Source organism: Streptomyces sp. NPDC101178, assembly GCF_044767965.1.
In the GTDB taxonomy this organism is placed as follows: Bacteria; Actinomycetota; Actinomycetes; order Streptomycetales; family Streptomycetaceae; genus Streptomyces.
Genome location: NZ_JBIWOZ010000013.1, coordinates 126,457 through 150,359 on the forward strand (window position 1 = coordinate 126,457; position 23,903 = coordinate 150,359).

The 23,903-nt window shown below is 71.5% G+C and carries 28 protein-coding genes and 1 riboswitch; of the genes, 13 read left to right on the plus strand and 15 right to left on the minus strand.

Features of this window, described 5'->3' with window-relative positions; translation table 11 throughout:
• Positions 1-19 precede the first annotated feature (19 nt).
• Positions 20-880 (minus strand): helix-turn-helix domain-containing protein, encoded by an 861-nt coding sequence (locus ACIRR8_RS29840; RefSeq protein ID WP_404070615.1) that lies wholly within the window; start codon positions 878-880, stop codon positions 20-22.
• 245 nt (positions 881-1,125) lie between these two features.
• Between ACIRR8_RS29840 and ACIRR8_RS29845 the strand changes: the two genes are divergently transcribed.
• The gene (locus ACIRR8_RS29845) at positions 1,126-1,557 is read left to right on the plus strand and encodes an ATP-binding protein (RefSeq protein ID WP_404070618.1); all 432 of its coding nucleotides are present in this window, start codon (positions 1,126-1,128) and stop codon (positions 1,555-1,557) included.
• 66 nt (positions 1,558-1,623) lie between these two features.
• On the opposite strand, the gene ACIRR8_RS29850 is transcribed toward ACIRR8_RS29845, so the two are convergent.
• Positions 1,624-2,538 carry a LysR family transcriptional regulator gene (locus tag ACIRR8_RS29850; protein WP_404070621.1) on the minus strand — a complete coding sequence of 305 codons (915 nt, stop codon included), beginning with the start codon at positions 2,536-2,538 and terminating at the stop codon, positions 1,624-1,626.
• A 72-nt stretch (positions 2,539-2,610) separates the two neighbouring features.
• Here ACIRR8_RS29850 and ACIRR8_RS29855 point away from each other — a divergent pair, with 72 nt between their 5' ends.
• Entirely contained in the window at positions 2,611-3,288 is a 678-nt protein-coding gene (locus ACIRR8_RS29855) for a LysE family translocator (protein ID WP_404070624.1), read from the plus strand.
• A gap of 85 nt (positions 3,289-3,373) precedes the next feature.
• Here the strand turns inward: ACIRR8_RS29855 and ACIRR8_RS29860 are convergent, their stop codons facing one another.
• The 4 genes from ACIRR8_RS29860 to ACIRR8_RS29875 all read right to left on the minus strand — a co-directional run bounded on the left by ACIRR8_RS29860 (position 3,374) and on the right by ACIRR8_RS29875 (position 6,007).
• Positions 3,374-3,844, minus strand: a complete 471-nt coding sequence (locus ACIRR8_RS29860; RefSeq protein ID WP_404070627.1) for a C40 family peptidase — start codon at positions 3,842-3,844, stop codon at positions 3,374-3,376.
• A 3-nt stretch (positions 3,845-3,847) separates the two neighbouring features.
• A riboswitch (cyclic di-AMP (ydaO/yuaA leader) is annotated at positions 3,848-4,034 on the minus strand.
• A gap of 353 nt (positions 4,035-4,387) precedes the next feature.
• Entirely contained in the window at positions 4,388-4,693 is a 306-nt protein-coding gene (locus ACIRR8_RS29865; RefSeq protein WP_404070630.1) for a hypothetical protein, read from the minus strand.
• Positions 4,694-4,700: 7 nt separating this feature from the next.
• Positions 4,701-5,336: an ATP-dependent Clp protease proteolytic subunit gene (locus ACIRR8_RS29870; protein ID WP_404070633.1), complete on the minus strand. Its 636-nt coding sequence runs from the start codon at positions 5,334-5,336 to the stop codon at positions 4,701-4,703.
• 155 nt (positions 5,337-5,491) lie between these two features.
• Positions 5,492-6,007 carry an excalibur calcium-binding domain-containing protein gene (locus tag ACIRR8_RS29875; protein WP_404070636.1) on the minus strand — a complete coding sequence of 172 codons (516 nt, stop codon included), beginning with the start codon at positions 6,005-6,007 and terminating at the stop codon, positions 5,492-5,494.
• A gap of 192 nt (positions 6,008-6,199) precedes the next feature.
• On the opposite strand from ACIRR8_RS29875, the gene ACIRR8_RS29880 reads away from it, so the two are divergent.
• Complete coding sequence (locus ACIRR8_RS29880; RefSeq protein WP_404070639.1) at positions 6,200-6,496, plus strand: type II toxin-antitoxin system Phd/YefM family antitoxin; 297 nt, start codon at positions 6,200-6,202, stop codon at positions 6,494-6,496.
• Here ACIRR8_RS29880 and ACIRR8_RS29885 read toward each other — a convergent pair.
• On the minus strand, positions 6,475-7,452 hold the full coding sequence (locus ACIRR8_RS29885) for an ABC transporter permease (RefSeq protein WP_404070642.1): 978 nt from the start codon (positions 7,450-7,452) through the stop codon (positions 6,475-6,477). The genes ACIRR8_RS29880 and ACIRR8_RS29885 overlap by 22 nt on opposite strands.
• Before the next feature lie 117 nt (positions 7,453-7,569).
• On the opposite strand from ACIRR8_RS29885, the gene ACIRR8_RS29890 reads away from it, so the two are divergent.
• The 8 genes from ACIRR8_RS29890 (at position 7,570) to ACIRR8_RS29925 (ending at position 14,596) form a co-directional block, all read left to right on the plus strand.
• On the plus strand, positions 7,570-8,190 hold the full coding sequence (locus ACIRR8_RS29890) for a TetR/AcrR family transcriptional regulator (RefSeq protein WP_404070645.1): 621 nt from the start codon (positions 7,570-7,572) through the stop codon (positions 8,188-8,190).
• Between the two features lie 139 nt (positions 8,191-8,329).
• The gene (locus ACIRR8_RS29895; RefSeq protein ID WP_404070648.1) at positions 8,330-8,632 is read left to right on the plus strand and encodes an urease subunit gamma; all 303 of its coding nucleotides are present in this window, start codon (positions 8,330-8,332) and stop codon (positions 8,630-8,632) included.
• A 13-nt stretch (positions 8,633-8,645) separates the two neighbouring features.
• On the plus strand, positions 8,646-8,957 hold the full coding sequence (locus tag ACIRR8_RS29900) for an urease subunit beta (protein WP_404070651.1): 312 nt from the start codon (positions 8,646-8,648) through the stop codon (positions 8,955-8,957).
• On the plus strand, positions 8,950-10,671 hold the full coding sequence (locus tag ACIRR8_RS29905; protein WP_404070654.1) for an urease subunit alpha: 1,722 nt from the start codon (positions 8,950-8,952) through the stop codon (positions 10,669-10,671). Before ACIRR8_RS29900 ends, ACIRR8_RS29905 begins: the two co-directional genes overlap by 8 nt.
• A 19-nt stretch (positions 10,672-10,690) precedes the next feature.
• Positions 10,691-11,353, plus strand: a complete 663-nt coding sequence (locus tag ACIRR8_RS29910) for an urease accessory protein UreF (protein WP_404070657.1) — start codon at positions 10,691-10,693, stop codon at positions 11,351-11,353.
• A gap of 24 nt (positions 11,354-11,377) precedes the next feature.
• The gene (gene ureG / locus ACIRR8_RS29915) at positions 11,378-12,055 is read left to right on the plus strand and encodes an urease accessory protein UreG (protein WP_404070660.1); all 678 of its coding nucleotides are present in this window, start codon (positions 11,378-11,380) and stop codon (positions 12,053-12,055) included.
• Positions 12,052-12,837: an urease accessory protein UreD gene (locus ACIRR8_RS29920; RefSeq protein WP_404070663.1), complete on the plus strand. Its 786-nt coding sequence runs from the start codon at positions 12,052-12,054 to the stop codon at positions 12,835-12,837. Before ureG ends, ACIRR8_RS29920 begins: the two co-directional genes overlap by 4 nt.
• A 199-nt stretch (positions 12,838-13,036) precedes the next feature.
• Positions 13,037-14,596: an alpha/beta hydrolase gene (locus ACIRR8_RS29925; RefSeq protein WP_404070727.1), complete on the plus strand. Its 1,560-nt coding sequence runs from the start codon at positions 13,037-13,039 to the stop codon at positions 14,594-14,596.
• A gap of 34 nt (positions 14,597-14,630) precedes the next feature.
• Here ACIRR8_RS29925 and ACIRR8_RS29930 read toward each other — a convergent pair whose 3' ends face one another.
• The 7 genes from ACIRR8_RS29930 to ACIRR8_RS29960 all read right to left on the minus strand — a co-directional run bounded on the left by ACIRR8_RS29930 (position 14,631) and on the right by ACIRR8_RS29960 (position 21,114).
• Positions 14,631-15,662, minus strand: a complete 1,032-nt coding sequence (locus tag ACIRR8_RS29930; protein WP_404070730.1) for an NAD-dependent epimerase/dehydratase family protein — start codon at positions 15,660-15,662, stop codon at positions 14,631-14,633.
• A gap of 86 nt (positions 15,663-15,748) precedes the next feature.
• The gene (locus ACIRR8_RS29935) at positions 15,749-16,465 is read right to left on the minus strand and encodes a lysophospholipid acyltransferase family protein (RefSeq protein WP_404070666.1); all 717 of its coding nucleotides are present in this window, start codon (positions 16,463-16,465) and stop codon (positions 15,749-15,751) included.
• Positions 16,466-16,659: 194 nt separating this feature from the next.
• Positions 16,660-16,818, minus strand: a complete 159-nt coding sequence (locus ACIRR8_RS29940) for a hypothetical protein (RefSeq protein WP_043186658.1) — start codon at positions 16,816-16,818, stop codon at positions 16,660-16,662.
• A 65-nt stretch (positions 16,819-16,883) separates the two neighbouring features.
• On the minus strand, positions 16,884-17,831 hold the full coding sequence (locus ACIRR8_RS29945) for a cytochrome c oxidase assembly protein (RefSeq protein WP_404070670.1): 948 nt from the start codon (positions 17,829-17,831) through the stop codon (positions 16,884-16,886).
• Between the two features lie 111 nt (positions 17,832-17,942).
• Positions 17,943-18,968: a 6-phosphofructokinase gene (locus tag ACIRR8_RS29950; protein WP_404070673.1), complete on the minus strand. Its 1,026-nt coding sequence runs from the start codon at positions 18,966-18,968 to the stop codon at positions 17,943-17,945.
• Between the two features lie 144 nt (positions 18,969-19,112).
• Positions 19,113-19,841 carry a type 1 glutamine amidotransferase gene (locus ACIRR8_RS29955; protein WP_030567487.1) on the minus strand — a complete coding sequence of 243 codons (729 nt, stop codon included), beginning with the start codon at positions 19,839-19,841 and terminating at the stop codon, positions 19,113-19,115.
• 34 nt (positions 19,842-19,875) lie between these two features.
• Positions 19,876-21,114, minus strand: a complete 1,239-nt coding sequence (locus ACIRR8_RS29960; protein WP_404070676.1) for a MurT ligase domain-containing protein — start codon at positions 21,112-21,114, stop codon at positions 19,876-19,878.
• A gap of 113 nt (positions 21,115-21,227) precedes the next feature.
• Between ACIRR8_RS29960 and def the strand changes: the two genes are divergently transcribed.
• Complete coding sequence (def, locus tag ACIRR8_RS29965; protein ID WP_356751070.1) at positions 21,228-21,773, plus strand: peptide deformylase; 546 nt, start codon at positions 21,228-21,230, stop codon at positions 21,771-21,773.
• Between the two features lie 10 nt (positions 21,774-21,783).
• On the opposite strand, the gene ACIRR8_RS29970 is transcribed toward def, so the two are convergent.
• Positions 21,784-22,458 (minus strand): TetR family transcriptional regulator, encoded by a 675-nt coding sequence (locus ACIRR8_RS29970; protein WP_404070679.1) that lies wholly within the window; start codon positions 22,456-22,458, stop codon positions 21,784-21,786.
• Between the two features lie 187 nt (positions 22,459-22,645).
• Between ACIRR8_RS29970 and ACIRR8_RS29975 the strand changes: the two genes are divergently transcribed.
• Entirely contained in the window at positions 22,646-23,872 is a 1,227-nt protein-coding gene (locus tag ACIRR8_RS29975; RefSeq protein ID WP_404070682.1) for an acyl-CoA dehydrogenase family protein, read from the plus strand.
• Positions 23,873-23,903 lie beyond the last annotated feature (31 nt).

Consider the following 23,903-nt stretch of genomic DNA (forward strand, 5'->3'; position numbering starts at 1 on the left):
GGATCAGCGGTCCATCGTGCTAGCGCAGGCCGCAGCGGATCGCGTCGATGAGGTCCAGCGATCCGTCCGGCGTCAGTGCGTGTGTCTGCAGGGTGCGGAAGGCCGAGCCGTACGCCTCAAGGTCTTCTCTCCGCTCCAGATAGAGGCTACTCGTCAAGTGGTCGAGAACGACCACATCCAGATCAGAAATGTTCGGAAAGGAGAAGATGACGAAAGGACCGGTGAGCCCGACGTACCCGCCTACCGAGAACGGCAGCAACTGCAGCTGTACGTGGGGGAGTTGAGACACCTGGGTCAGATGGTCCAACTGGTCGCGCATCACCTCGAGCCCGCCCACCCTCCGGTGCAGCACCGCCTCGTCCAGTACGGCGGTGAACCGCAGCGGCGGCTTCGCGTACAGCACCCGCTGACGGGTCAGCCGCACCTCGACCAGCGAGTCGAGATCGTCCGCCGGCAGCCCGTCGAGCGAGGCCCGGGTCACCGCCCGCGCGTAGCCGGCCGTCTGGAGGAGGCCCGGCACCACCGAGGTCTCCAGGGTCCGCACCGTATCGGCCTGGGACTCCAGGCTGATGAAGTCGCGGTACTGGGGCGGGATCAGCCCCCGGTAGGCGTGCCACCACCCCGCGCCGCCACCGCCCGCCGACCCGGCCAGCACTTCGAGCAGGGCGCGCAACTGCGCGTCGCGCACCGCGTAGAGGTCGAGCAGGCGCGTCACGTCCGCGGGCGTAACCCCGCTGGCGCCGGTCTCGATACGGCTCACCTTCGACTGGTGCCAGCCGAGCAGGTGCGCCGCGTCCCGGCTGGTGAGTCCGGAGCCGTGCCGCAGGCTCCGTAACTCCTCGCCGAGCTTCCGTCGTCGGACGACGGGGCCGTGCTGCATCCGGGTCTCCTCGCGCTGTGCGGAACGGGGCGGGACCCTCACGCACCGCGTGATCCGGGCCCGCAGGGGGGCCAGTGTGCCCGTCGTCCGGGTGGTGCGGGACCCGAATTCACCGCTTCGAGCGACAGATATATGCATATCTTGGTCGAACGTCGTTACAGCGAGCTTCAACAATGGCAGTCTGGCGCGAAGCACAATCCCGGCCGACCGCGGGTCGGCCGGGGCGCGAAAGGGACGGCGTCGCCATGGCAGACCATCAGGAAGCAACCGTCACCCTGCCGAGCGATCCGGTCTCGGTCTCCTCGGCCCGTAGACATGTGGCCAGGACGTTGGCCGAATGGGGCCTCTCCGAGGAGACGGAGCTGGCCGACACCATCCGGCTGATCATCTCCGAACTCGCGACCAACGCGGTCCAGCACACGTTCGGCCAGTCGCCCACCTTCACCGTCGATCTGCGCCTGGAACGCGACGAGGAGCTGCACCTCGGCGTGACGGACAGTCACCCTCGGTGGCCTCAGCGGCTGCCCGCCGCCGTACGGCAGGACAACGGGCGCGGCATGGTGATCATCCGGGCGCTGGCCAAGGAGTACGGGGGCCGGCTGACGGTCGTCCCGACGGCCGAGGGCGGCAAGACGGTCTGGATCACGCTGCCGTGGGCGGTGCCGGTCCAGGGCTGACGACCGGGCGCGGACGGGGCGGCGGAGTTCAGGCCGCCGCCCGGCCTGCCCGGCTCAGGCCACCGCTCAGCTCGCCGCCGCCCGGCCGAACCCGCTGCGCAGCAGGGCGAGCAGTGTCGCCGCCGCCGCGGTGGCCCGGTCGCCGCGGTGGACCACGGAGATCGTCCGGCGGAAGTCCGGAGGCTCCAGCCGCCGGACCGCCAGCGGCGTGGCCGACAGCGACGCGACCATCTCCGGCACCACCGCCACCCCGAGCCCCGCGCTGACCAGCGCGCACACCAGCGCGTAGCCGGGCGACTCGCAGACCACCGCCGGTGCGGCGCCCGCCGCCGCCAGCGCGCTCTCCACCCCGCGCCGGGGCGGATGCGCCGGAGCGCTGCTGATCAGCGGCCGTCCCGCCAGCTCGGCGACCGGCAGCCGCCCGGTCCCCTCGGCGAGCCGGTGCCCGACCGAGGTCGCCAGCACCAGCTCCTCGACCAGCAGCGGCTCGACGGTGACCCCGGCCGGCGGCGGGTCGGCCACCGCCGGCTCGTACGTATGGGTCAGCGCCAGGTCCACCTCGCCCGCGGTGACCGCCGCGACGCCGCCCGGCGGCTCGTACTCGGCCACGGCCAGCTCCACCTCCGGATGGGCCCGCCGGAACGCGCTCAGGACCGGCGGCAGCAGATGCACCCCGGCCGTCGTGAACGTCCCGACCCGCAGCCTGCCGCCGGACAGCCCGGCCAGCTGCGCCAGCTCGTGCCGGGCCCGGTCCAGTTCGTCCAGCACCCGCCGCGCCCGGCCCGCCAGCAGCTCACCGGCGGCCGTCAGCCGTGCGCCGCGGTGGTGGCGCACCAGCAGCGCCGCGCCGGCCTCCCGCTCCAGCTTGGCCAGCTGCTGGGAGAGCGCGGGCGCGGTGTAGCCCAGGTGGGCGGCGGCCCGGGTGATCGATCCGGTCTCGGCGACCGCCACCAGCGCGGTGAGCCGCGTCGGGTCGTACATGAAGCGTTCCTTTAGGCAGACCCAGAAGATTGCAAGTACACGCTAAAGGCTCCGCCGGTCCAGGCTGGCCCCATGGACGCACAACTGATCGCCTTCACCGGGGTCGCCGCCGGAATGGTCGCGCTGCCCGGAGCCGACTTCACCGTCGTCGTACGCAACGCCCTGGCCTCGCGCACCGCCGGTCTGGCCACCGCACTCGGCGTCGCCGGAGGACTGCTCGTCCACACCGCGCTCGCCGTGGCGGGGCTCGCGGCGGTGCTGGTGACGATGCCGGTGCTGTTCCGCACGGTCCAGCTGCTCGGCGGCGCGTACGTGCTCCACCTCGGAATCAGCGCGCTGTACGCGATGCGGCGCCGGGTCGCCGAGGAGCGCCGTGCGCCGGACCAGGCACCGCCCCGGGGGCCCGAGGCGTCCGGTGGCGAACCGGAACAGCCGGTACGTGAGGGGTTCGGGCGCGCGCTGCGGCAGGGGTTCCTGACCAACGCGCTCAACCCCAAGGCGCCGGTCCTCTTCCTCAGCCTGCTGCCGCAGTTCGTCCCGGACGGGCAGCCGCCGCTCCCCAGGACCCTGCTGCTCGCCGCCCTCGTCGTCGCTCTCGCCCTCGTCTGGTTCTCGGCGCTCGCCCTGCTGGTGGACCGGCTGGGACGGTGGCTGCGCCGGCCGCGTACCGCCCGGGCGATCGAGGGCGGCAGCGGCGTGGCGCTCACCGGACTGGGCCTGGCGCTGGTGGCCGGGCCTCTCCTGCGCTGAGGAAGGGGGAGCCGGGGCCCTTGCGGGCGGCACCGAGAGGTGCGCCGGTGTGCCGCCCGCAAGCGAAGAGCGTCCGGTCGGTGGGTCAGCGGACCCTTCCGTACCAGACGCTCTTGGACCAGATTTTCGCCTTGCGCACCACGTCCCCGGATTTGGGGGAGTGCCAGATCTTGTTCTCTCCGGCGTAGATCCCCACGTGGTACACGTTGCGCCCGGAATGGAAGAAGACCAGATCGCCCTGTTTACGCTGTGACTTCGGGATATGGCGGGTCTTGTTGTACTGCTGCTGTGCGGTGCGGGGAAGTTTCTTCCCGGCCTTCTTGAACGAGTAGACCGTCAGCCCCGAGCAGTCGAACCGGCTGGGACCCGCGGCTCCGTACTTGTAGGGAGCCCCCTTCTTCGACGCGGCGATCTTGAGCGCCTTCGTCGAATGGGTGGCGGCCTCGGCGTCGTCGACGAGGCCGGGCGCCAGCATCGCCGACGTCACGGCGAAGGTGAGTACGGAAGCCGTACCGACCCGGGCGAACAGAGACGGGACATGAACCTGCGCAGACATGCGCAACCCTTCGTCAGCCGCCTGTGAAGGATGACCTGTCGGGTTCGGGCTGGCGAAGTTGCCCGGCCGCGTGCTGCGGCTTCACCCCGAGGGCTTCCCGGTCTCCCGGTCGGCCCGTTGTGCTCGGGTCCTCCACTCCTGCCGATCCACTCCTGTCGACCAGTCATCCGGGAGGCGGCAGGACTCGGCGTCCACCCGGACCGCCCCGCCGCGGCGGCGGGGGCTTGTCGTCCCAGGGATCTTGACTCACCAAGTGCCGGATTTCCGAGCCCAAACAGTGATTTGTGAGTCTCCTCACCACTGATCCATTCAGGTGGGCAGGGGCGGTTCGCGCCCGTCGCCGAGCCCGGCGCACACCCTCGTACCAGCGACGAAAGGGTGGATTTCGAGTACGGGCCGCGCGTCGAGCGCAAGTTGGGAGGTCGCTCGCGCGGGTGATCGCCTACGCCGAACGAGCGAGGGAATTCGGTCGCGGGGTTGGGCGTGTCGCACGCCGGGACGACCGGCCCGCTCCCGTAGTGGGCTCCCGGCGCGCGCAGCGGCTCAGTTCGGGGCCGGCGGCATGGCGACCCGGCCCGCCCGCCGCTCGCCGTCCAGCACCCGCAGGGCCCGCGCGAGCGTCGCCGCGTGGATCTGCCGCTCACCCCGTTCGTGCATCAGCGCCAGTGCGTCGCGCAGGGCCGCCGCCCGGGAGGCCAGGGCCTGGGCGGCCCGCAGGGCGCTGTAGGTGTCGCTGCCGCGCGCCGGGTTGATGCGGCCCACCTGGTCGAGAACCGCCAGGTAGCAGTCGATCAGCTCGCCCTCGGCGCGGGTCAGTGCGGGCAGGGGCGGGAACTCCGTCGGTTCCATAGGCGGTTCACCTCGCGTCGTGGGGCGGCTGGGAGAGTGTGCGGCTCTCCACGACGTGGTCCACCAGCCCGTAGGCGCGAGCGGCCTCCGCGTCGAAGATGGTGTCGCGCTCGATGTCGGCGGTGACCAGCTCGGCGGTCCGGCCCGTGTGACGGACCAGCATGTCCGTGAACAGCTCTCGGGTGCGTACCAGTTCGCGCGCGTGGATCTCCAGGTCGGACGGCTGGCCCCGCAACGGCTCGGCCAGTGCGGGCTGTTGAATGACTACCCGCGCTCCGGGCAGGGCATGTCGCCGCCCCGGAGCCCCGGCCGCCAGAAGAGCGGCCGCATAGGAGCCGGCCTGCCCCAGGCAGAAGGTCTCCACCTCGCACGTCAGAAAGCGCATCGTGTCGTAGACCGCCGCCATCGCCCCGAACGAGCCGCCGGGGCAGTTGATGTAGAGCGACAGCGGCCGGTCCGGCTCGGCGTGCTCCAGGTGCATGAGCTGCGCGATCAGGTCGCTCGCCGCGGTGTCGTCGATCGGACTCCCGAGGAAGACGATCCGCTCGGACAGGAGCTTGGAGTACGGGTCCTGGGTCCGGGTCCCGGTCGCGGTGCGCTCGGTGAACTCGGGCAGTACGTAACGGGCATCGGGTCGGATCATGGCGGAGCCCCTCTCCTTTGTGCCTGACGGAACGCAGGCGCGGCGCAGGTCCGTCCTGCGCTCACGCCCTGTCAAAAATGTACAGGACGTACAGAAAAGGGGAAGGGTTGACGCGCTCGCCGGATCGAGGAGAGGGGCGGTGGGCGCCTGTTCGTCTATTCGCAGCCGACTCCGTCACCGTCGCGGTCGAGGTGGGAGGCGTACCCGGGGTCGCCCCTCCGGATGGGAGCGGCGCCCGCAGCGCGGACGGCGGTGCAGTTCTTGTAGTACGTGGATCCCCCGCCCGAGTCGTCGTCCTCGTCGTAGACCGGGTCGGGCGCCTCGGCGGCGGGCTCGGGCGGCGGAGCGGTGACGGTGACTCGTACCTTCTTGATCTTCGTGACCGTCGGGGCCGGCTCCGGGCTGGCTGTCACGGTCACCTTCGCCGTCTCCGTCACGGTGACGGTCACCGTCGGCCCCGGCCCCGCCTTCACCGCCGCTGTCCGGACAGCCTCCGGCTCCTCGCCGGTGGCGCCGATCCCGATGCCGAGCAGGAACAGCACGCCGGCGGCGGGAAAGATGACGCGCTTACGGGCCCAGCGTGGCCCGGTGGAGGGGGTTGGCGGCGGGACGGGGCCGACCGGCCCCCAGTCCGCTTGCCGTGACGGGTGCTGTGGGTCGTTCCAATTCATCGTCCCCCCAAGGAAGTTCGTGGAGGAATGACGCTAGTGAGCCGGGCGCGCCCGCAGGAGGAGGATGTTCCGTTGGTGACGGAGTTGTGACCAAAGGGCGGGGGAGTGGTGGGCACGGCTCGGCGATGGAGTCGGGTTGTGCGGTTGCCGCGCGGCTCCGGGGTGGTTGTGCGCGCGCCTTAAGCTGGGGCCATGGCTTACGAGATTCCGGTGACGCAAGCACGGGCGGAGCTCGCCGACCTGATCAACCGCGTCGTCTACGGCGGTGAGCGGGTCGTCGTGACGCGGCACGGCAAGCCGCTGGTCGCGCTGGTCTCCGCCGCCGACCTGGAACGGCTCGAAGGGCTCGACGGGGAGGGCGCGGCGGGCGAGGAGCAGGTGATCGGCTCGGCCTCCTCGATCCGCTCCGCCGCCCCGGCGGCCCCCGGTGAACGTCAGCGGTTCGGGATCGCCGCCGAGCACCGCGGTCAGGGCGACCCGGGCGCCTGATCTCCGGCCGGTGCGGCGGTCGTGCGCCGTCGTCCCGCGACCAGCACCGCCGCCAGGCCGAGCGCCGACCAGAGCGCGAGCGTGAGGACGGGGCCGCCCGCCGCGCTGCCGTCGAAGAAGGCGACCGAGCGCAGCAGCGATCCGCCCGCGCCCGGCGGCAGCCACTGCCCGAGCGCGCCGACCGGTTCGGGGAGCAGCTGGGGAGCGCTGGTGACCCCGGAGAAGGAGTTGCCCAGCAGGATCATCAGCAGGGCGGCGACGCCGAGCCCGCGTGGGCCGAGCAGCGAGGCCAGTCCCGCCACCGCCGTGCTGATCGCCAGGACGGTCAGGGCGAGCGCGCCGGCCTCGGTCCACCAGTCGCCCGTGATCACGCCGAGCCAGCTGTGCGCCACGCCCGTGGCGGCGAGCCCCACCAGCGCGGCCGATCCCGCCAGCGTCAGCGCCGCCCGTATCCCGCGCAGTCCCAGCAGGGTCACGGCCGCGCCGGCGCCCATCCCCGCCAGGGCCAGCGGCAGCACGCTCGCGCCGAGTGCGCTGCCGCGCGGGTCCCCGGGAGGTGCGGCGACGACATCGGTGACCTCCACCCGGGCGCCCTCCGGTGCCGCCGCCGTCACCGCCTCACGCAGCAGTTGGGCGACCACGGGGCTCGCGGCCGTCGCGGTGAGCACGTGCGGGCCCTCCGGTCCGGCGACCACGGCTCCGTATACGACCCGGTCCTCGATCGCCTCCCGCGCCGCGGCCTCGTCGTCGAAGCGGTGCACCTCGAAAGCGCCCTCGCGCTGCTCGAACTGCCGCCCCAGCTGATCGGCCGCCGGCGCCGCACCGGCCACGCCCACCGGGAGGTCGCGCGGTGCGATCCGGGCGGCGGGCCAGGCGAAGGCCCAGAGGGCGAGCGTCACCACCAGCGGGATCAGCAGGACGACTGCCACCGCGCGGCGGTTGGGTGCAGTGGACATGAGGGGCCTCGTTCCGGGTCACGATCATAGAGAAGGATCGTTCGTTTTACGTACGGCCCCACTGTCGGGACGGTGCGCCCGCTTGTCAAGAATGAACGTTCGTTTTAGGTTGAGCCCATGGCTCGCGTATCCCAGGAACACCTCGACGCCCGGCGCCGCCAGATCCTCGACGGGGCGGCGCGCTGCTTCGCCCGCAGTGGATTCCACGGCACGTCCATGCAGGACGTCCTCAAGGAGGCGGGCCTCTCCGCCGGTGCGGTCTACCGCTACTTCCCCGGCAAGGAAGACATCATCGCGGCCATCACCGAGGAGACCTTCGCCGCCATCCGCGGCGCGTTCGAGGAGGCCGGTCGCATGACTCCGCCGCCCACCCCGGACGTGCTGCTGGGCAGTGTGCTCGGCCGGGTGCTGTCCGGGGAGGTGTACGGGCTGGAACGCCGGACCTTCGCCGCCCTCGCCGTACAGCTCTGGTCCGAGACGCTGCGCGACAGGCGACTCGCCGCACAGCTGGACGAGGGTTACGCCACGATGCGCGCCGCATGGACCGGACTGGTCGAGGCCTACCGGGACGCCGGGATCCTGAGCGGTGAGGTGGAGGCCGACCAGGTGGCGCGGACGATGATCGCCACCGCCCAGGGCTTCCTCGTGCAGGAGGCCCTCTTCGGAGACGTCACTCCCGAGGTCCCGGAGAACGGCCTGCGCGGACTGATGTCCATGGGCCCGCAAAAGGCTAGTTAACGCAACGGAAAAACTTCCGCCCTAACGTGCAATACCTGGTCGCGAGAGCCGGGTTCCCCGTTCAACGAACTGTTGAACGGGGATAGGGTCCCGCTGCGCCCGGAGGCCGGTACCGGGCGGAAGACGATGAGGTGGAAGCGTGCAACTGACCCCGCACGAGCAGGAACGCCTGCTCATCCATGTGGCCGCCGATGTGGCCGAGAAGCGCCGGGCACGCGGGGTGAAGCTCAACCACCCCGAGGCGGTCGCCCTCATCACCGCCCACCTGCTGGAAGGCGCCCGGGACGGCCGCACCGTCGCCGAACTCATGGCGTCCGGCCGCAAGCTGCTCACCCGGGACGACGTCATGGAAGGCATTCCGGAGATGCTGCACGACGTGCAGGTCGAGGCCACCTTCCCGGACGGCACCAAGCTCGTCACCGTCCACGATCCGATCGTCTGACGGGGCCGCGCCGATGATTCCCGGAGAGATCCTGTACGGGGACGGGGGCATCGCCCTCAACGAGGGGCGTCCCGTCACCCGCCTCACCGTCCTCAACGCCGCCGACCGCCCCGTCCAGGTCGGCTCCCACTACCACTTCGCCGAGGCCAACCCCGGCCTCCGCTTCGACCGCGCGGCCGCGCACGGACTGCGGCTGCACATCGCGGCCGGCACGGCGGTCCGCTTCGAGCCCGGTATCCCCGTCGAGGTCGAACTCGTCCCTCTCGCAGGCCGCCGCATCGTCCCGGGCCTGCGCGGCGAAACCGGGGGTGCGCTCGATGCCTGACCTCAACAGGGCCGTGTACGCGGACCTCTTCGGGCCCACGACCGGCGACCGGATCCGCCTCGCCGACACCGACCTTCTCGTCGAGATCGAGGAGGACCGCTCCGGCGGCCCCGGACACGCGGGCGACGAGGCGGTCTTCGGCGGCGGCAAGGTGATCCGCGAGTCCATGGGCCAGGCCCGCACCACCCGGGCCGAGGGCGCACCCGACACCGTCATCACCGGCGCCGTCGTGATCGACCACTGGGGCATCGTCAAGGCCGACATCGGCATCCGCGACGGCCGGATCACCGGCATCGGCAAGGCCGGGAACCCGGACACCATGGACGGGGTCCACCCCGACCTGGTGATCGGCCCGGAGACCGAGGTCATCGCGGGCAACGGCAAGCTCCTGACGGCCGGCGCGGTCGACGCGCACGTCCACTTCATCTCGCCGACCCTTCTCGACCAGGCGCTCTCCAGCGGCATCACCACCCTCGTCGGCGGCGGCACCGGACCGGCCGAAGGCACCAAGGCCACCACCATCACGCCCGGCCCCTGGCACCTGGCCCGGATGTTCGAGGCGCTGGAGACCTTCCCGGTCAACATCGGACTGCTCGGCAAGGGCAACACCACCTCGCGCGACGCCATGTACTCCCAACTGCGCGGCGGAGCACTCGGATTCAAGATCCACGAGGACTGGGGCGCCACCCCGGCCGCCATCGACTCCTGCCTCACCGTCTGCGAGGAGACCGGCGCCCAGCTCGCCATCCACACCGACACCCTCAACGAGGCCGGGTTCGTCGCCGACACCCTCGCCGCCATCGCCGGACGCACCATCCACGCCTACCACACCGAGGGCGCGGGCGGCGGGCACGCGCCCGACATCATCACCGTGGTCTCGGAGCCGTACGTCCTGCCCAGCTCGACCAATCCGACCCGGCCGCACACCGTCAACACCATCGAGGAACACCTCGACATGCTGATGGTCTGCCACCACCTCAACCCGGCCGTCCCCGAGGACCTCGCCTTCGCGGAGTCCCGCATCAGGCCCTCCACCATCGCGGCCGAGGACATCCTCCACGACCTCGGCGCCATCTCGATCATCTCCTCGGACTCGCAGGCCATGGGCCGCATCGGCGAGGTGATCCTGCGGACCTGGCAGACCGCCCATGTCATGAAGAAGCGGCGTGGGGCGCTGCCCGGCGACGGGCGGGCCGACAACCACCGGGTCCGTCGCTATGTCGCCAAATACACCATCAACCCGGCGGTGGCGCAGGGCCTGGACCGGGAGATCGGCTCCGTGGAAAGCGGAAAGCTCGCCGACCTCGTGCTCTGGGACCCGGCCTTCTTCGGCGTGAAGCCGCAGCTCGTCATCAAGGGCGGCCAGATCGCGTACGCGCAGATGGGCGACGCCAACGCCTCCATCCCGACGCCTCAACCGGTGCTGCCGCGGCCGATGTTCGGCGCACTGGGCCGGGCGGCCGCACGCGGCTCCTTCAACTTCGTCACCGAGACGGCGATCGCGGACGGGCTGCCCGAACGGCTCGGCCTGGAGAAGGCGTTCACGCCGATCGCCAGCACGCGAGGGGTCACCAAGGCGGACATGCGGGAGAACGACGCGATGCCGCACGTCCACGTCGACCCGGACAGCTTCGCCGTCACCATCGACGGCGAACCGGTCGAGCCCGCACCAGCGGCGGAACTGCCCATGGCCCAGCGCTACTTCCTCTTCTGAGCCGGGCGGACCACCAGCCATGTCACGCGCAGCCCTGCTCGTCCTCGCCGACGGCCGGTTCCCGGCCGGCGGCCACGCCCACTCCGGCGGCGCCGAACCGGCCGTCACCCAGGGGCGCATCCGCGACGCCGACGACCTCGCCGCCTTCTGCCGGGGCCGGCTGCACACCACCGGCCTCACCGCCGCGGCCCTCGCCGCGGCCGCCGCCGGCGGCCTCGACCCGCTCGCCCTGGACGAGGCCGCCGACGCCCGTACGCCCTCACCGGCGCTACGGGCCACCGCCCGCAAGCTGGGCCGCCAGATGATGAGGGCCGCCCGCGCCACCTGGCCGAGCCCCGAACTCGACGCGCTCGCCACGGCCCGGCCGCGCGGCGCCCACCAGCCCGTCGTCCTCGGCCTCACCGCCAGGGCGGCCGGGCTCGGGCCCGAGGATGCGGCGCACTGTGTGGCGTACGAGACGGTCAGCGGCCCGGCCACCGCCGTGGTCCGGCTGCTCTCCCTCGACCCCTTCCAGGCCACCGCCGTACTCGCCCGTCTCGCACCGGAGCTGGACCAGGTGGCCGCGCAGGCCGCCGAGGCCGCACGCCAAGGCATCGACGCCCTGCCCGCCGCCTCGGCCCCGCTCCTCGACATCACCGCAGAAGCGCACGCCGCCTGGCCGGTCCGCCTCTTCGCCTCGTAACCCCGACCACCCCAAGGAGCCCCCATGCACCTCGGCCACACCCACGACGGCCCCGCCGCCGTCAGCGCCGACGCCACCCGCCCCGACGGCACCCGGCGCGCCCTGCGCATCGGCCTCGGCGGCCCCGTCGGCTCCGGCAAGACGGCCACCGTCGCCGCACTCTGCCGCGAGCTGCGCGACCGGCTCTCCATCGCCGTCGTCACCAACGACATCTACACCCGCGAGGACGCCGCCTTCCTCCTCCGCAACGCCGTCCTGCCGCCCGAGCGCATCCAGGCCGTGGAGACCGGCGCCTGCCCGCACACCGCGATCCGCGACGACATCTCCGCCAACCTCGAAGCCGTCGAGGACCTGGAGGACGCGGTCGGCCCGCTCGACCTGATCCTCGTCGAGTCCGGCGGCGACAACCTCACCGCCACCTTCTCCAAGGGCCTCGTCGACGCCCAGGTGTTCGTCATCGACGTGGCGGGCGGCGACGACATCCCACGCAAGGGCGGCCCCGGCGTCACCACCGCCGACCTTCTCGTCATCAACAAGACCGACCTCGCCCCGTACGTCGGCTCCGACCTCCAGCGGATGGCCCGCGACGCCAAGGAGCAGCGCGGCGAACTCCCCGTACTCTTCACCTCGTTGACCTCCGCCGAAGGTGTCGGGCCGGTCGCCGGCTGGGTGCGGGCGCAGCTCGCCGCCTGGACCGCATGAGCGTCCACGCCACCGCCCGCCTCCGCGCCGAACCCGACGGCCGCGGCTCCACGGCCCTGCCCATCCTGGAGTCCGCCGGCCCGCTGGCTCTCCGCCGCACCCGCTCGCCGCTCCCGGAACGCGCCCGGGTCACCGTCGTCGGCGCCATGAGCGCCCCGCTCGACGGCGACCGCCTGGCGATCGAGGCCGAGGCCGCCGACGGCGCCCATCTCACCGTCGACGCGGCGGCGGCCACGGTCGCGCTCCCGGGCGCGCGGTCGGCCACCGGCCCGTCCGCGTACGACATCCACCTGACCGTGGGGGAGCGGGCCACCTTGCACTGGCTTCCGGAACAGCTCATCTCCGCCCACGGCAGCCACCTCCACCAGACCACCCGCGTCGAACTGGCAGCCACCGCACGCCTGTTGCTCCGCGAGGAACAGATCCTCGGCCGCCACGGCGAATCCACCGGCGCCCTCACCACCCGCCTCACCGTCCACCGCGCGGGCCGCCCGCTCCTGGACCAGCAACTCGCCTACGGACCAGGCGCGTCCGGCGGCTGGGACGGACCGGCCGTTCTCGGCGGCCACCGCGCTGTCGGCCAACTCCTCCTGTCCGACCCGTCCTTCGAAGACGCCCCCATGCCCGCCCGCCTCCTCGGACCCACCGCCGCCCTCACCCCGCTCGCCGGACCCGCCGTCCTGGTGACCGCCGTGGCCGCCGACGCCCGCCTGCTGCGCGCGATCCTGGACGAGGCGATGTACGACCTGCTGGACGGGCTGAAGGCGAACCACGGCTCCTGAGTCCGCTCAGCGGATCTCCTTCACCGGTTATGGGTTCGGTAAAGAAACAGGTGTACGCCCTGGCCCCGGGAACCCCGCAGGCGAAAGGATCCCCGGAACGCTCCGATGGAGACCACGCCGCCACCGGCGGCGCATCGGACGACGATGGGGGAGGTTCCACGTGGGACGCACAGCAGGGCTCGGCGCGGCCGGGGCGCTGATGGCCGGCGCGCTCGTCGCGGGAGCGATCACCGCGCCCGCCGCGGAGGCGATACCGGTATCCGCCGACGGCCGCCACCACGCCCGGGCGGACTCCGAGGCGCGCGGCGTGAAGCTCGCCGCCGAGCGGGCGGGGAAGGCCGGGATCGACTGGCGGGACTGCCCGGAGGACTGGGGCCTGGCCGCTCCCATCCAGTGCGGTTGGGTGACCGTGCCGCTCGACTACGCGAAGCCGTACGGCAAGAAGATCGAGCTCGCCGTCGACCGGCACACCAGCACCGGCACCCAGGCCGAGCGCCAAGGCGCTCTGGTCTACAACCCGGGCGGGCCCGGCGGTTCGGGGATGCGCTTCCCCACGCGGGTCACCAACAAGAACCCGCTCTGGACCAAGACCGCGAAGGCGTACGACTTCGTCGGCTTCGACCCACGCGGCGTGGGCCGGTCGGCGCCGATCTCCTGTGTCGACCCGCAGGAATTCGTGAAGGCCCCGAAAGCCGACCCCGTTCCCGACAGCGAGGCCGACAAGCGCGCGCAGCGGAAGCTGGCCCGTGAGTACGCCGAAGGGTGCGGCGAGCGCAGCGGCCGGATGCTGCCCCACATGACCACACCCAACACCGCACGCGACCTGGACGTCATCCGGGCCGCGCTCGGCGAGAAGAAGCTCAACTTCCTCGGCGTCTCCTACGGCACCTACCTGGGCGCCGTCTACGGCACACTCTTCCCCACCCACGTACGCCGCATGGTCGTCGACAGCGTGGTCGATCCGGCCCGCGAGAACATCTGGTACCGGGCCAACCTCAACCAGGACATCGCCTTCCAGACGCGCTGGGACGACTGGAAGGCGTGGGTCGCCGAGCACGACTCCGTCTACGGCATCGGCGACACCTCGCAGAAGGTCGAGAAGGAGTGGCTGAAGCTCCGCGCGGCCGCCAAGAAGAACCCCATCGGCGGGGTCGTCGGCCCCGCCGAGCTCATCGGCTTCTTCCAGAGCGCCCCGTACTACGACTCCGCCTGGGCGCCCACCGCCAAGACCTGGAGCGCCTACCGGGCCGGTGACACCCAGGCGCTGATCGACGCCGCCGCACCCGACATGAGCGACCTGGCGGGCAACGCGTCGGCCGAGAACGGCAACGCCGTCTACAGCGCTGTCGAGTGCGCCGACGCCAGGTGGCCCACCGACTGGCGCACCTGGGACCGCGACAACACCCGGCTGCACAAGAAGTACCCCTTCATGACGTGGGCCAACGCCTGGATGAACCTGCCCTGCGCCACCTGGCCGGCCAAGCAGCAGACCCCGCTGAACGTGAAGACCGGCAAGGGCCTGCCGCCGGTCCTCATCGTGCAGGCCGAGCGCGACGCCGCCACTCCGTACGAAGGCGCCGTCGAGCTGCACCAGCGCTTCAAGGGCTCGCGGCTGATCACCGAGAAGGACGCCGGCTCCCATGGCGTCACCGGGCTGGCCAACCCCTGCGTGAACGAGCGGGTGGACACCTACCTGCTCACCGGGAAGACCGACCGGCGCGACGTGGTGTGCGCTCCGCACGCCACGCCGAAGCCGTAAGGACCCTTTTCCGACCGGCCGGGGCCGCCTCAGCTCAGCGGCGGCCCCGGCCGTACGCCTCCAGCCAGGCGTCCTCCGCCGCATAGTCGAAGAGCACCTCCCCGTAGCTCCGCGCCATCTTCGGGAACGCCTCCCGCCAGTCCCGCCCCGCCAGCCGCCCGGCCAGCCACTCGACCGTCTCCGGCAGCGACTCCAGGTACCCCGTCACCGGCCGGTACCCGAGCTCCCGCTCCGCCGCCGTCATGTCGTACACAACAGGATGCGCCCCGCTCCACGGCGTCTCGCCCACGCCCCCTTCGGGTGGCGGACCGTCCACCAGCACCGTCTCCGTCTCCCGGCCCAGCACCGCATCGATCGCCGCCCCGATCCCGGCCACCGTCGGCGCCTGCGGATCCGCCGCGTTGAGCACCCGTGAGCCGGGTCGAAGGGCCGCCAGCCGGATCAGCTCGGCCGCGTTCGCGACATGGACCGGATGGAAGCGGCTCTCGCCGCCGTACGCGAGCACCCGTCGCCGCCGTCCGTCCAGCAGCCGCTTCACGAAGTACAACTCGCGCGGCGTGCGGCAGTACGGACCGTGGACCGCGCCCGCGCGCAGCAGCGTCACCGGCAGCGCGTCGCCCGCCGCCAGCAGTTCGCGCTCCAGCAGCACCTTCCGCGTCCCGTACGTGGCATCTCCCGGAGCCACCGTGGCCTGGCTCTCCGGCAGCGGCACCGGATAGCGCGGGAAGCCGTCGGGTTCGGCCTGGGTGTCGAAGCTGCGGCCGCGCTCGTCCTCGTACACCGCACCGCTGGAGATCACGACCGCCGAGCCGATCCGGCCGGCCAGCCCCGTCAACTGCCGGGCGTGCGCGCCGTCGAACGCCACCATGTCGACCAGCACGTCACAGCCGTCACCCAGCGCCTTCTCCAGCGCTCCCTCCTCGTCACGGTCGAGCGCCAGCGCCCGGACCCCGTCGTCCCACCGCTCGTCCCGGCCGCCGCCGCGCGATACGGCCGTCACCTCCCAGCCGTCCCCGGCGAGCGCACGCACCGCCGCCCGCCCGATCTGGCCCGTCGCTCCCAGCACCCACACGTGTCCGTCGCTCATGGAACCGACGCTAGGCGCAGCGAGCGCGGCCGGGCCAGGCCGCTCTGCTGGTGGCGAATTCGCCGTCAGCGTCGCAGCCTGCGGAACTTCCCCGGCGGTGCGGCCGCCTGCTCGGCAGCCTTCACCTTGGCCGCGTACTCGTCCACGTACTCCTGGCCGGAGAGTTCGAGGATCGCGTACATGATCTCGTCCGTCACGGCCCGGATCGCGGCCTTGTGGTTCTCCATGCCCGCGTACCGCGAGAAGTCCAGCGGCTCGCCGAACCGGATCGCGACCTGCTTGATCTTCGGGAGTTTCTGTCCGGGCGGCTGGATCTCGAACGTGCCGAGCATGGCGCACGGGATCACCGGCACCCCTGCGGTGAGCGCCATGACCGCCACCCCGACCTTGCCCTTGTAGAGCCGGCCGTCGTGCGAGCGGGTGCCCTCCGGGTAGATCCCCAGCAGCTCGCCCTTGCTCAGCACGCCCAGGCCCTCGCGGATCGCCGCCTGGCCCGCATCCTTGCCCGAGCGGTCCACCGGGATCTGGCCCGCGCTGCGGAAGAACGCGGCGGTGAGCTTGCCCTTGACCCCCGGGCCGGTGAAGTACTCGGCCTTGGCGAGGAAGGTGATGCGCCGCTTGAGGATGGCGGGCATGAGGAAGTGGTCGGAGAAGGAGAGGTGGTTCCCGGCGACGATCGCCGCGCCGTCCTGCGGGATATTCTCCAGCCCTTCGATACGAGGACGGAACAGCACCCGCAGCAGCGGTCCCAGCACGACATATTTCAGGACGTAATAAAACACCGTGCGGGTGCACCTCGCTCTGCCGGGCCGGCGTCAGGGTCGCGTACTGCCGGGTCGCTGCGGACTTCCAGGTCATGGTCGTGCCGGGGACCGTCAGTGTAGGTCTCCGGCATCGCCGTGCGACCGTGACGAACCGTCCCCCCGGCTCGTACCCGCCACCGGGCCCCTCAGGCGTGGCCACCCGCCGTGACGGGTCAGGTGTCCTGGGTGGCCAGCATGCCGAGTGTGCAGAGCCCCAGCACGATCCAGCCGAACCAGAGCCAGCCGCTGCTTCCGAGCGCCACCGTGTACGCCGTCACCGTGACCAGCGCTCCGACGGTCAGGTATCCCATGGTCTTCGTCGATCCGGACATGCGCGTCCCTCCTCGTCGGCCGCGCGGCCGTTCACTCCATGGTCGCCCCGGAAGCGCCCCCTGCGCTACTGTCGCGCCTGCAATGACGCGAGATAGGCGTTGTACGCCTCCAGCTCCTTGTCGCCGTCGCGGTCGGCGGCCCGGTCCGAGCGCTTGGCCGTACGCTGCTCGGACCGGTACCACTGGTAGACCAGCGCGATCAGCACCAGCACCGAGGGGATCTCGCTGAACGCCCAGGCGATGCCGCCGGCCCAGTTCTGGTCGCTGAGCGCGTCGATACCGAGGGACGCGGGCGGATTCTCGTACGTCTTGACCATCGGCGTGCTCGCCATCATCAGCGCGATTCCGAAGAACGCGTGGAACGGCATCCCCGCGAACAGCTCCAGCATCCGCATCACATAGCCCGGCCGGTGCGGGCCCGGGTCGATGCCCATGATCGGCCAGAAGAAGACCAGGCCGACGGCGAGGAAGTGCACCATCATCCCGATGTGACCCGGCTTGGAGCTCATCAGGAAGTCGAAGACCGGCGTGAAGTACAGCGCGTACAGGCTCGCGATGAAGAGCGGGATCGTGAACGCGGGATGCGTGATGATCTTCATGTACCGGCTGTGCAGCAGCTTCAGGAGCAGCTCGCGCGGCCCGGTCCGGCCCCGTCCGGCGGGCGGCAGCGCGCGCAGCGCCAGCGTCACCGGCGCGCCCAGCAGCAGCAGGATCGGCGACAGCATGCTGATCACCATGTGCTGCACCATGTGCACGCTGAACATGACCATGCCGTAGTCGTTGAGCTTGGTGCACATCACCAGCGCGACGCTCAGCACGCCCACGGTGAAGAAGACGATCCGGTTGACCGGCCAGCGGTCCCCGCGCCGCCGCAGCCGCGCCACGCCGTACCCGTAGAGGGCGAGCGCCAGGACGCAACCGGTCAGGAAGAACGGGTCGGGTGAGAGCTCCAGCCCCCGTCCCAGCGTGAACGGCGGCAGATCCATGTTCATGCCGTGCCCGCTGTGATCCATCTGTTCACTCCCGATGGGGACACGTCCCCGTTTCGTGCCGGTTGTCCGGTACAGCGTAGAACTGCCCCCGGCCGCGCTCGCGGCCGGGGGCAGTTCTGGAGGAGCGGCGAACTAAAGTACGCACTCCGCCTCGGCGTACCGCTCGGCCGGGACCGTCTTCAGGGTCTCGACCGCCTCCGCCAGCGGGACCATCACGATGTCGGTGCCGCGCAGCGCGGTCAGCATCCCGAACTCGCCCCGGTGCGCCGCCTCCACCGCGTGCCAGCCGAACCGGGTCGCGAGGACGCGGTCGTACGCGGTCGGCGTGCCGCCGCGCTGGACGTGGCCGAGGATGACCGGGCGGGCCTCCTTGCCGAGCCGCTGCTCCAGCTCGCCGGAGAGCTGCGTGGCCACCCCGGCGAACCGCTCGTGGCCGTAGATGTCCTTCACGCCCTGCTCGAACTGCATGGAGCCCTCGCGCGGCTTGGCGCCCTCTGCGACCACCACGATGGCGAACTTCTTGCCCGCCGAGAAGCGCTTGCCGACCAGCTCGGTCAGCTCGTCGATGTCGAAGGGGCGCTCGGGCACGACGATGGCGTGGGCGCCGGCCGCCATGCCGGAGTGCAGCGCGATCCAGCCGGTGTGACGGCCCATGACCTCGACGATCAGCACACGCTGGTGCGATTCGGCGGTGGTCTTCAGCCGGTCCAGCGCCTCGGTCGCGACACCGACGGCGGTGTCGAAGCCGAAGGTGACGTCGGTGGAGGCGATGTCGTTGTCGATGGTCTTGGGGACGCCGACGATGGGCAGTCCGGCCTCGGAGAGGAGGTTGGCCGCCTTCAGCGTGCCTTCGCCGCCGATCGGGATGATGGCGTCGAGGCCGAGGTCGGCGACGTGGCCGCGGGCCCGCTCCACACCGTCGCGCAGATGGGCGGGCTGGACCCGGGAGGAGCCGAGGATCGTGCCGCCGCGGGCCAGGATGCCGCTCACCGCTTCGAGGTCGAGCTTGCGGTAGTCGGCCTCCAGCAGGCCCTTCCACCCGTCGTGGAAGCCGATGACCTCGTCACCGTGGTCCACCACCGCGCGGTGCACGACGGAACGGATGACGGCGTTGAGGCCGGGGCAGTCGCCGCCGGAGGTGAGTACGCCAATGCGCATGGCCCGAAAACCTTTGCAACGTTAAGCCGACGAGCCGGACCACGTCGTCCGGTTGGATCCCCGCCACCCTACCGGCGCAGGGTGGCGGGGCCGAACCGTCCGTCCGCCTGCTGGACTCCGCTCAACCGAGCGGAAAACCCCTCATCAGGCGGGCTGTGTCGCCGACGCGATCCGCTCCGCGCGCAGCGCCTCGTACCAGCGGTCGTCGGTCGGCGGCAGCGCGTTCACGTCGAGCGCCAGCTTCAGCAGATGGTCGGCGATCTGCGGGTTGCGGGCCATCACGGGACCGTGCATGTACGTACCGAAGACCGTGTCGTTGTACGCGCCCTCCGTGCCGTCCCCGGTGCCGTTGCCCCGGCCGAACCGCACCCGGGCGAACGGCCGTGCCGTCGGGCCGAGATGGGTGACGCCCTGGTGGTTCTCGAACCCGGTCAGCGCCTCCAGACCGAGGTGCGGGTCGATGTCCGCCAGTACGTCGCCGACGCACCGGGCGCCTTCGCCGCGGGTCGAGACCACGTCGAGGAGGCCGAGACCCTGCTCGCGCTCACCGAGGTCGTTGATGAACTCGTGGCCGAGGATCTGGTACCCCGCGCAGACCGAGAAGATGATCGCGCCGTTGGATGCGGCCCGGCTCAGCCCGCCGTCGCGGCGCAGCCGCTCCGCAGCCAGGCGCTGCGGCCGGTCCTCGCCGCCGCCGATCAGATAGATGTCACCGGACGTCGGCACCGGCTGGTCGCTGCGCACGTCGACGCGCTGCACGTCCAGACCGCGCTGCCGGGCCCGCCGCTCCACGACCAGCGCGTTGCCCTGGTCGCCGTAGGTGCTGAGGAGGTCGGGGTAGACCCAGACCAGACGCAGACCGTTGTTGCTCATGCTTCGTCCTCTCCGGAGGTGGCCGGGGCCGGGGTCAGTTGCCGACACGACGGCGCAGATCCTGGAAGGCGGTGTAGTTGGCGATGACCTCGATACGGCCGGGCGGCGCGTACTGCACGGCCTCGTCGAGGTTCTCGCAGACCCGGAAGTCGAGACCGGCGACTTCGAGGCGGACCGCGAGGTCCAGCTTCCGGTCGCCGAGCACGAAGATCGGGTGGCCGGCGAGCTGGGTGTAGTCCACGTCCCAGAGCCAGGAGGTGTCCGTGCCGTCCGCGCCGCGCGCGTTGACGGAGAGGATCACCGGCGTCGGCGGCGGGTCGATCAGCGAGAACGTCTCCAGCCAGCCGGCCGGGTTCTTCGCCAGGAGCAGCCGCAGCTCGCGGTTCTGGAAGTTCACCACGTCGTAGCGTCCGGCGACCGCCTGCACCTGGTACATGCGCTCCAGCGCGACCTGCGGCGGCACTCCGAAGACGGCGGCGACGGCGGCCGAACTGGTGGCGTTCGCCTTGTTCGCGCGGCCCGGCAGCTGGAGGTGGATCGGCCAGGCCGAACCGTGCGGGTCCAGCACGTAGTCGCCGTTGAGCGCCCAGCTCGGCGCGGGACGGCGGAAGCCGCACTGACCGCAGAACCAGTCGTCGCCGGGGCGCTGCATCACGCCGCCGCAGGACGGGCAGGACCAGGCGTCGTCCTTCCACGCCTGACCGGCCGCAACCCACACCACGTTCGGCGAGGAGGAGGCCGCCCAGACGACCAGCGGGTCGTCCGCGTTGGCGATGATCACGGCCTTCGAGCCGGAGAGGCCCTCGCGCCAGTGCTCGGCCATCATCCGGGTCTCGGCCGCGCGGTCCAGCTGATCGCGGGAGAGGTTGAGCAGGGCGATCGCCTTGGGCGTGGTGTCGCGGGCCACCCCCGCCAGATACTTCTCGTCGACCTCGATCACGCCGAACTTCGCGTCCGAGCCGCCGGCCAGCGCCGAGGTGATGCCCGCCGGCATGTTCGCGCCGAGCGCGTTCGACACGACCGGCCCGGCGGCCCGCAGCGCCTCGGCGATCAGCCGGGTGGTGGTCGTCTTGCCGTTCGTCGCCGACACGAGGATCACGTCCAGGTGCTGCGCCAGCCGCCCCAGCAGGTCGGGGTCGAGTTTGAGCGCCACCCGGCCGCCGATCACCGATCCGCTGCCCCGCCCCGCGGCGCGTGACACCGCCGCCGCGGCCTTGCCCGCCGTCACGGCCAGCTTGGCCCGCGGCGACAACGGCTCCGTGTTGCCTGCCATCGTCCTAGATCCTCCTTGCATCGGTCCGCGCCCAGCCTATCGATGTCCGTCGCAACGACCGCACCGCGGCACCACGGAACTGGCGGACCGTGGCGGAACGTACGCTTGCCGCCATGCGAAACCGCCCGATCCCCGGCAGTTCCGGACTCGTCCGTGAGATGAGTCTGCTCGGCGACCCGTTGCTCCACCGCGCCTGTGAGGACGTGACGGATTTTGGACCGTCGCTCGCGAGGCTGGTCGAGGACATGTTCGCCACGATGTACGCCGCGCAGGGGGTCGGGCTCGCCGCCAACCAGATCGGCGTCCCGCTCAAAGTGTTCGTCTACGACTGCCCGGACGACGACGACGTCCGTCATCTGGGACATGTCGTCAACCCCGAACTGGTCGAGGCGGACGGACTCACCGTACGCGGACCGGAGGGATGTCTGTCACTTCCGGGTCTGGAAGCGGGCACGGAACGCTTCGACCACGCGGTCGTCGAGGGCCTGACGATGACGGGCGAGCCGGTGCGGATCGCCGGGACGGGCTGGTTCGCCCGGTGCCTCCAGCACGAGTGCGATCACCTGGAGGGCAGGGTCTACACCGACCGGCTGACCGGGTTGCGGCGGTCCCGGGCGCTGCGGGCGGCGCGCCGGGCGCCGTGGGCGCGTCAAGCCTGAGGCGTACGGGTCAGAACCCCGGGCCGCCCTTCACGTCGCGGTCGCCCGCCTCCGTCAGCCGGCCCCACAGCAGGTCGGCGAGGCTGCGCACCAGCCGCTCGCGCGAGCAGGGCCGGTCGGCGAGCCACCAGTCGCCCGCCGCGTGCATCATGCCGACGATGCCGTGGCCCCAGATGCGGGCCGTCTGCTCGCTGTCGGGCCCGAGGTCCACGCGCTCGGCGATCACCTGGCCCAGCTCCTCGCCGAGGCGGCGCAGCAGCGGGGCGGAGTGGCGGCCGACGTCGAAGCCGTGCTCGGCGGAGAGGGCCACCTCCGCCGAGGTGGCGGAGTCGTCGGACGGGTGCATCAGGAAGCGGTAGACCTGCGGGCGGGCCTCGATCGCGGCGAGGTAGGTGTCGAGCGTGGCCTCGACCCGGGCGCGGCGCTCGGCCGGCGCGTCCAGCGCCGCGCGCAGGGCGCTGAGCAGGGCGTCGGTGTGGCGTTTGGCCAGCGCGCGGTAGAGGCCGCCCTTGTCCCCGAAGTGGCGGTAGAGGATGGGCTTGGTGATCCCGGCCTCGGCGGCGATCGCGTTCATGGAGGCCTGCGGGCCGTCCCTGAGCACCACCCGGTCCGCCGCTTCGAGCAGCTCACGGCGGCGGGCCTCGGCCGCGGTCCGCTGCCGCTCGGCGCCGCGTGTGGTCTCCATGTGGTCTCTCCCGCCCCTGGCCATGCGATTTACTTCACGACTGCTTCTTCGCGCCTGCGCAACGTAACACCACGCCCGGCGCCCTTGTCGATCAGCGCCGAGGCTGTTGACAGCGGCTACTGTCCGGTAACAGACTGCGGTTACCGCAAGTAACGCATGCTTTTCACGGCAGTGCATGGAGGGGAACATGGCCGAGTTCACGCTCGATCTCAACGACGACCAGAAGCAGGTCCGTGACTGGCTCCACGGCTTCGCGGCGGACGTCATCCGCCCCGCGGCCTCGGAGTGGGACGAGCGTGAGGAAACGCCCTGGCCCGTCATCCAGGAGGCGGCCAAGGTCGGCATCTACTCCCTCGACTTCTACGCCCAGCAGTTCTTCGACCCTACGGGGCTCGGCATCCCCATGGCCATGGAAGAGCTGTTCTGGGGCGACGCGGGTATCGCCCTCTCCATCGTCGGTACGGGCCTGGCGGCCGTCGGCGTCCTCGCCAACGGCACAGAGGAGCAGATCGGCACCTGGATCCCGCAGATGTACGGCGACGCGAACGACGTGAAGGTCGCCGCCTTCTGCTCCTCCGAGCCCGACGCCGGATCCGACGTCGCCGCCATGCGCACGCGTGCCGTCTACGACGAGGCCAAGGACGAGTGGGTCCTCAACGGGACCAAGACTTGGGCGACCAACGGCGGCATAGCCAACGTCCACGTGGTGGTCGCCGTCGTCGACGCGGACCTCGGCTCCAAGGGCCACGCCTCCTTCATCGTGCCGCCGGGCACCCCGGGCCTCTCGCAGGGCCAGAAGTTCAAGAAGCACGGCATCCGGGCCTCGCACACCGCCGAGGTGGTCCTGGAGGACGTCCGCGTCCCCGGCCACTGCCTGCTCGGCTCCAAGGAGAAGCTCGACGAGCGCCTCGCCCGCGCCCGGGAGCGCGCCAAGTCCGGCGGCGAGCGGGTCAAGAACGCGGCGATGGCCACCTTCGAGGCCTCCCGCCCGGCCGTCGGCGCCATGGCCGTGGGCACCGCCCGGGCGGCGTACGAGGTGGCGCTCGACTACGCGAAGACGCGCAGCCAGTTCGGCCGCCCGATCATCGACAACCAGGGCATCGCCTTCCAGCTCGCCGACATGCGCACACAGATCGACGCGGCCCGGCTGCTGGTCTGGCGCGCCTCCTGGATGGCGACCACCGGGAAGCCGTTCACCTCGGCCGAGGGCTCCATGTCCAAGCTGTACGCCAGCGAGACCGCCAAGAAGGTCACCGCGCAGGCCATCCAGATCCTCGGCGGCAACGGCTTCACCCGCGAGTACCCGGTCGAGCGGATGCACCGGGACGCCGCGATCTACACCATCTTCGAGGGCACCAGCGAGATCCAGCGCCTGGTGATCGCGCGCACGCTGTCGGGCATGCCGATCCGCTAGCGGACATACGAAAAAAAGGGGGGGGCCGCCC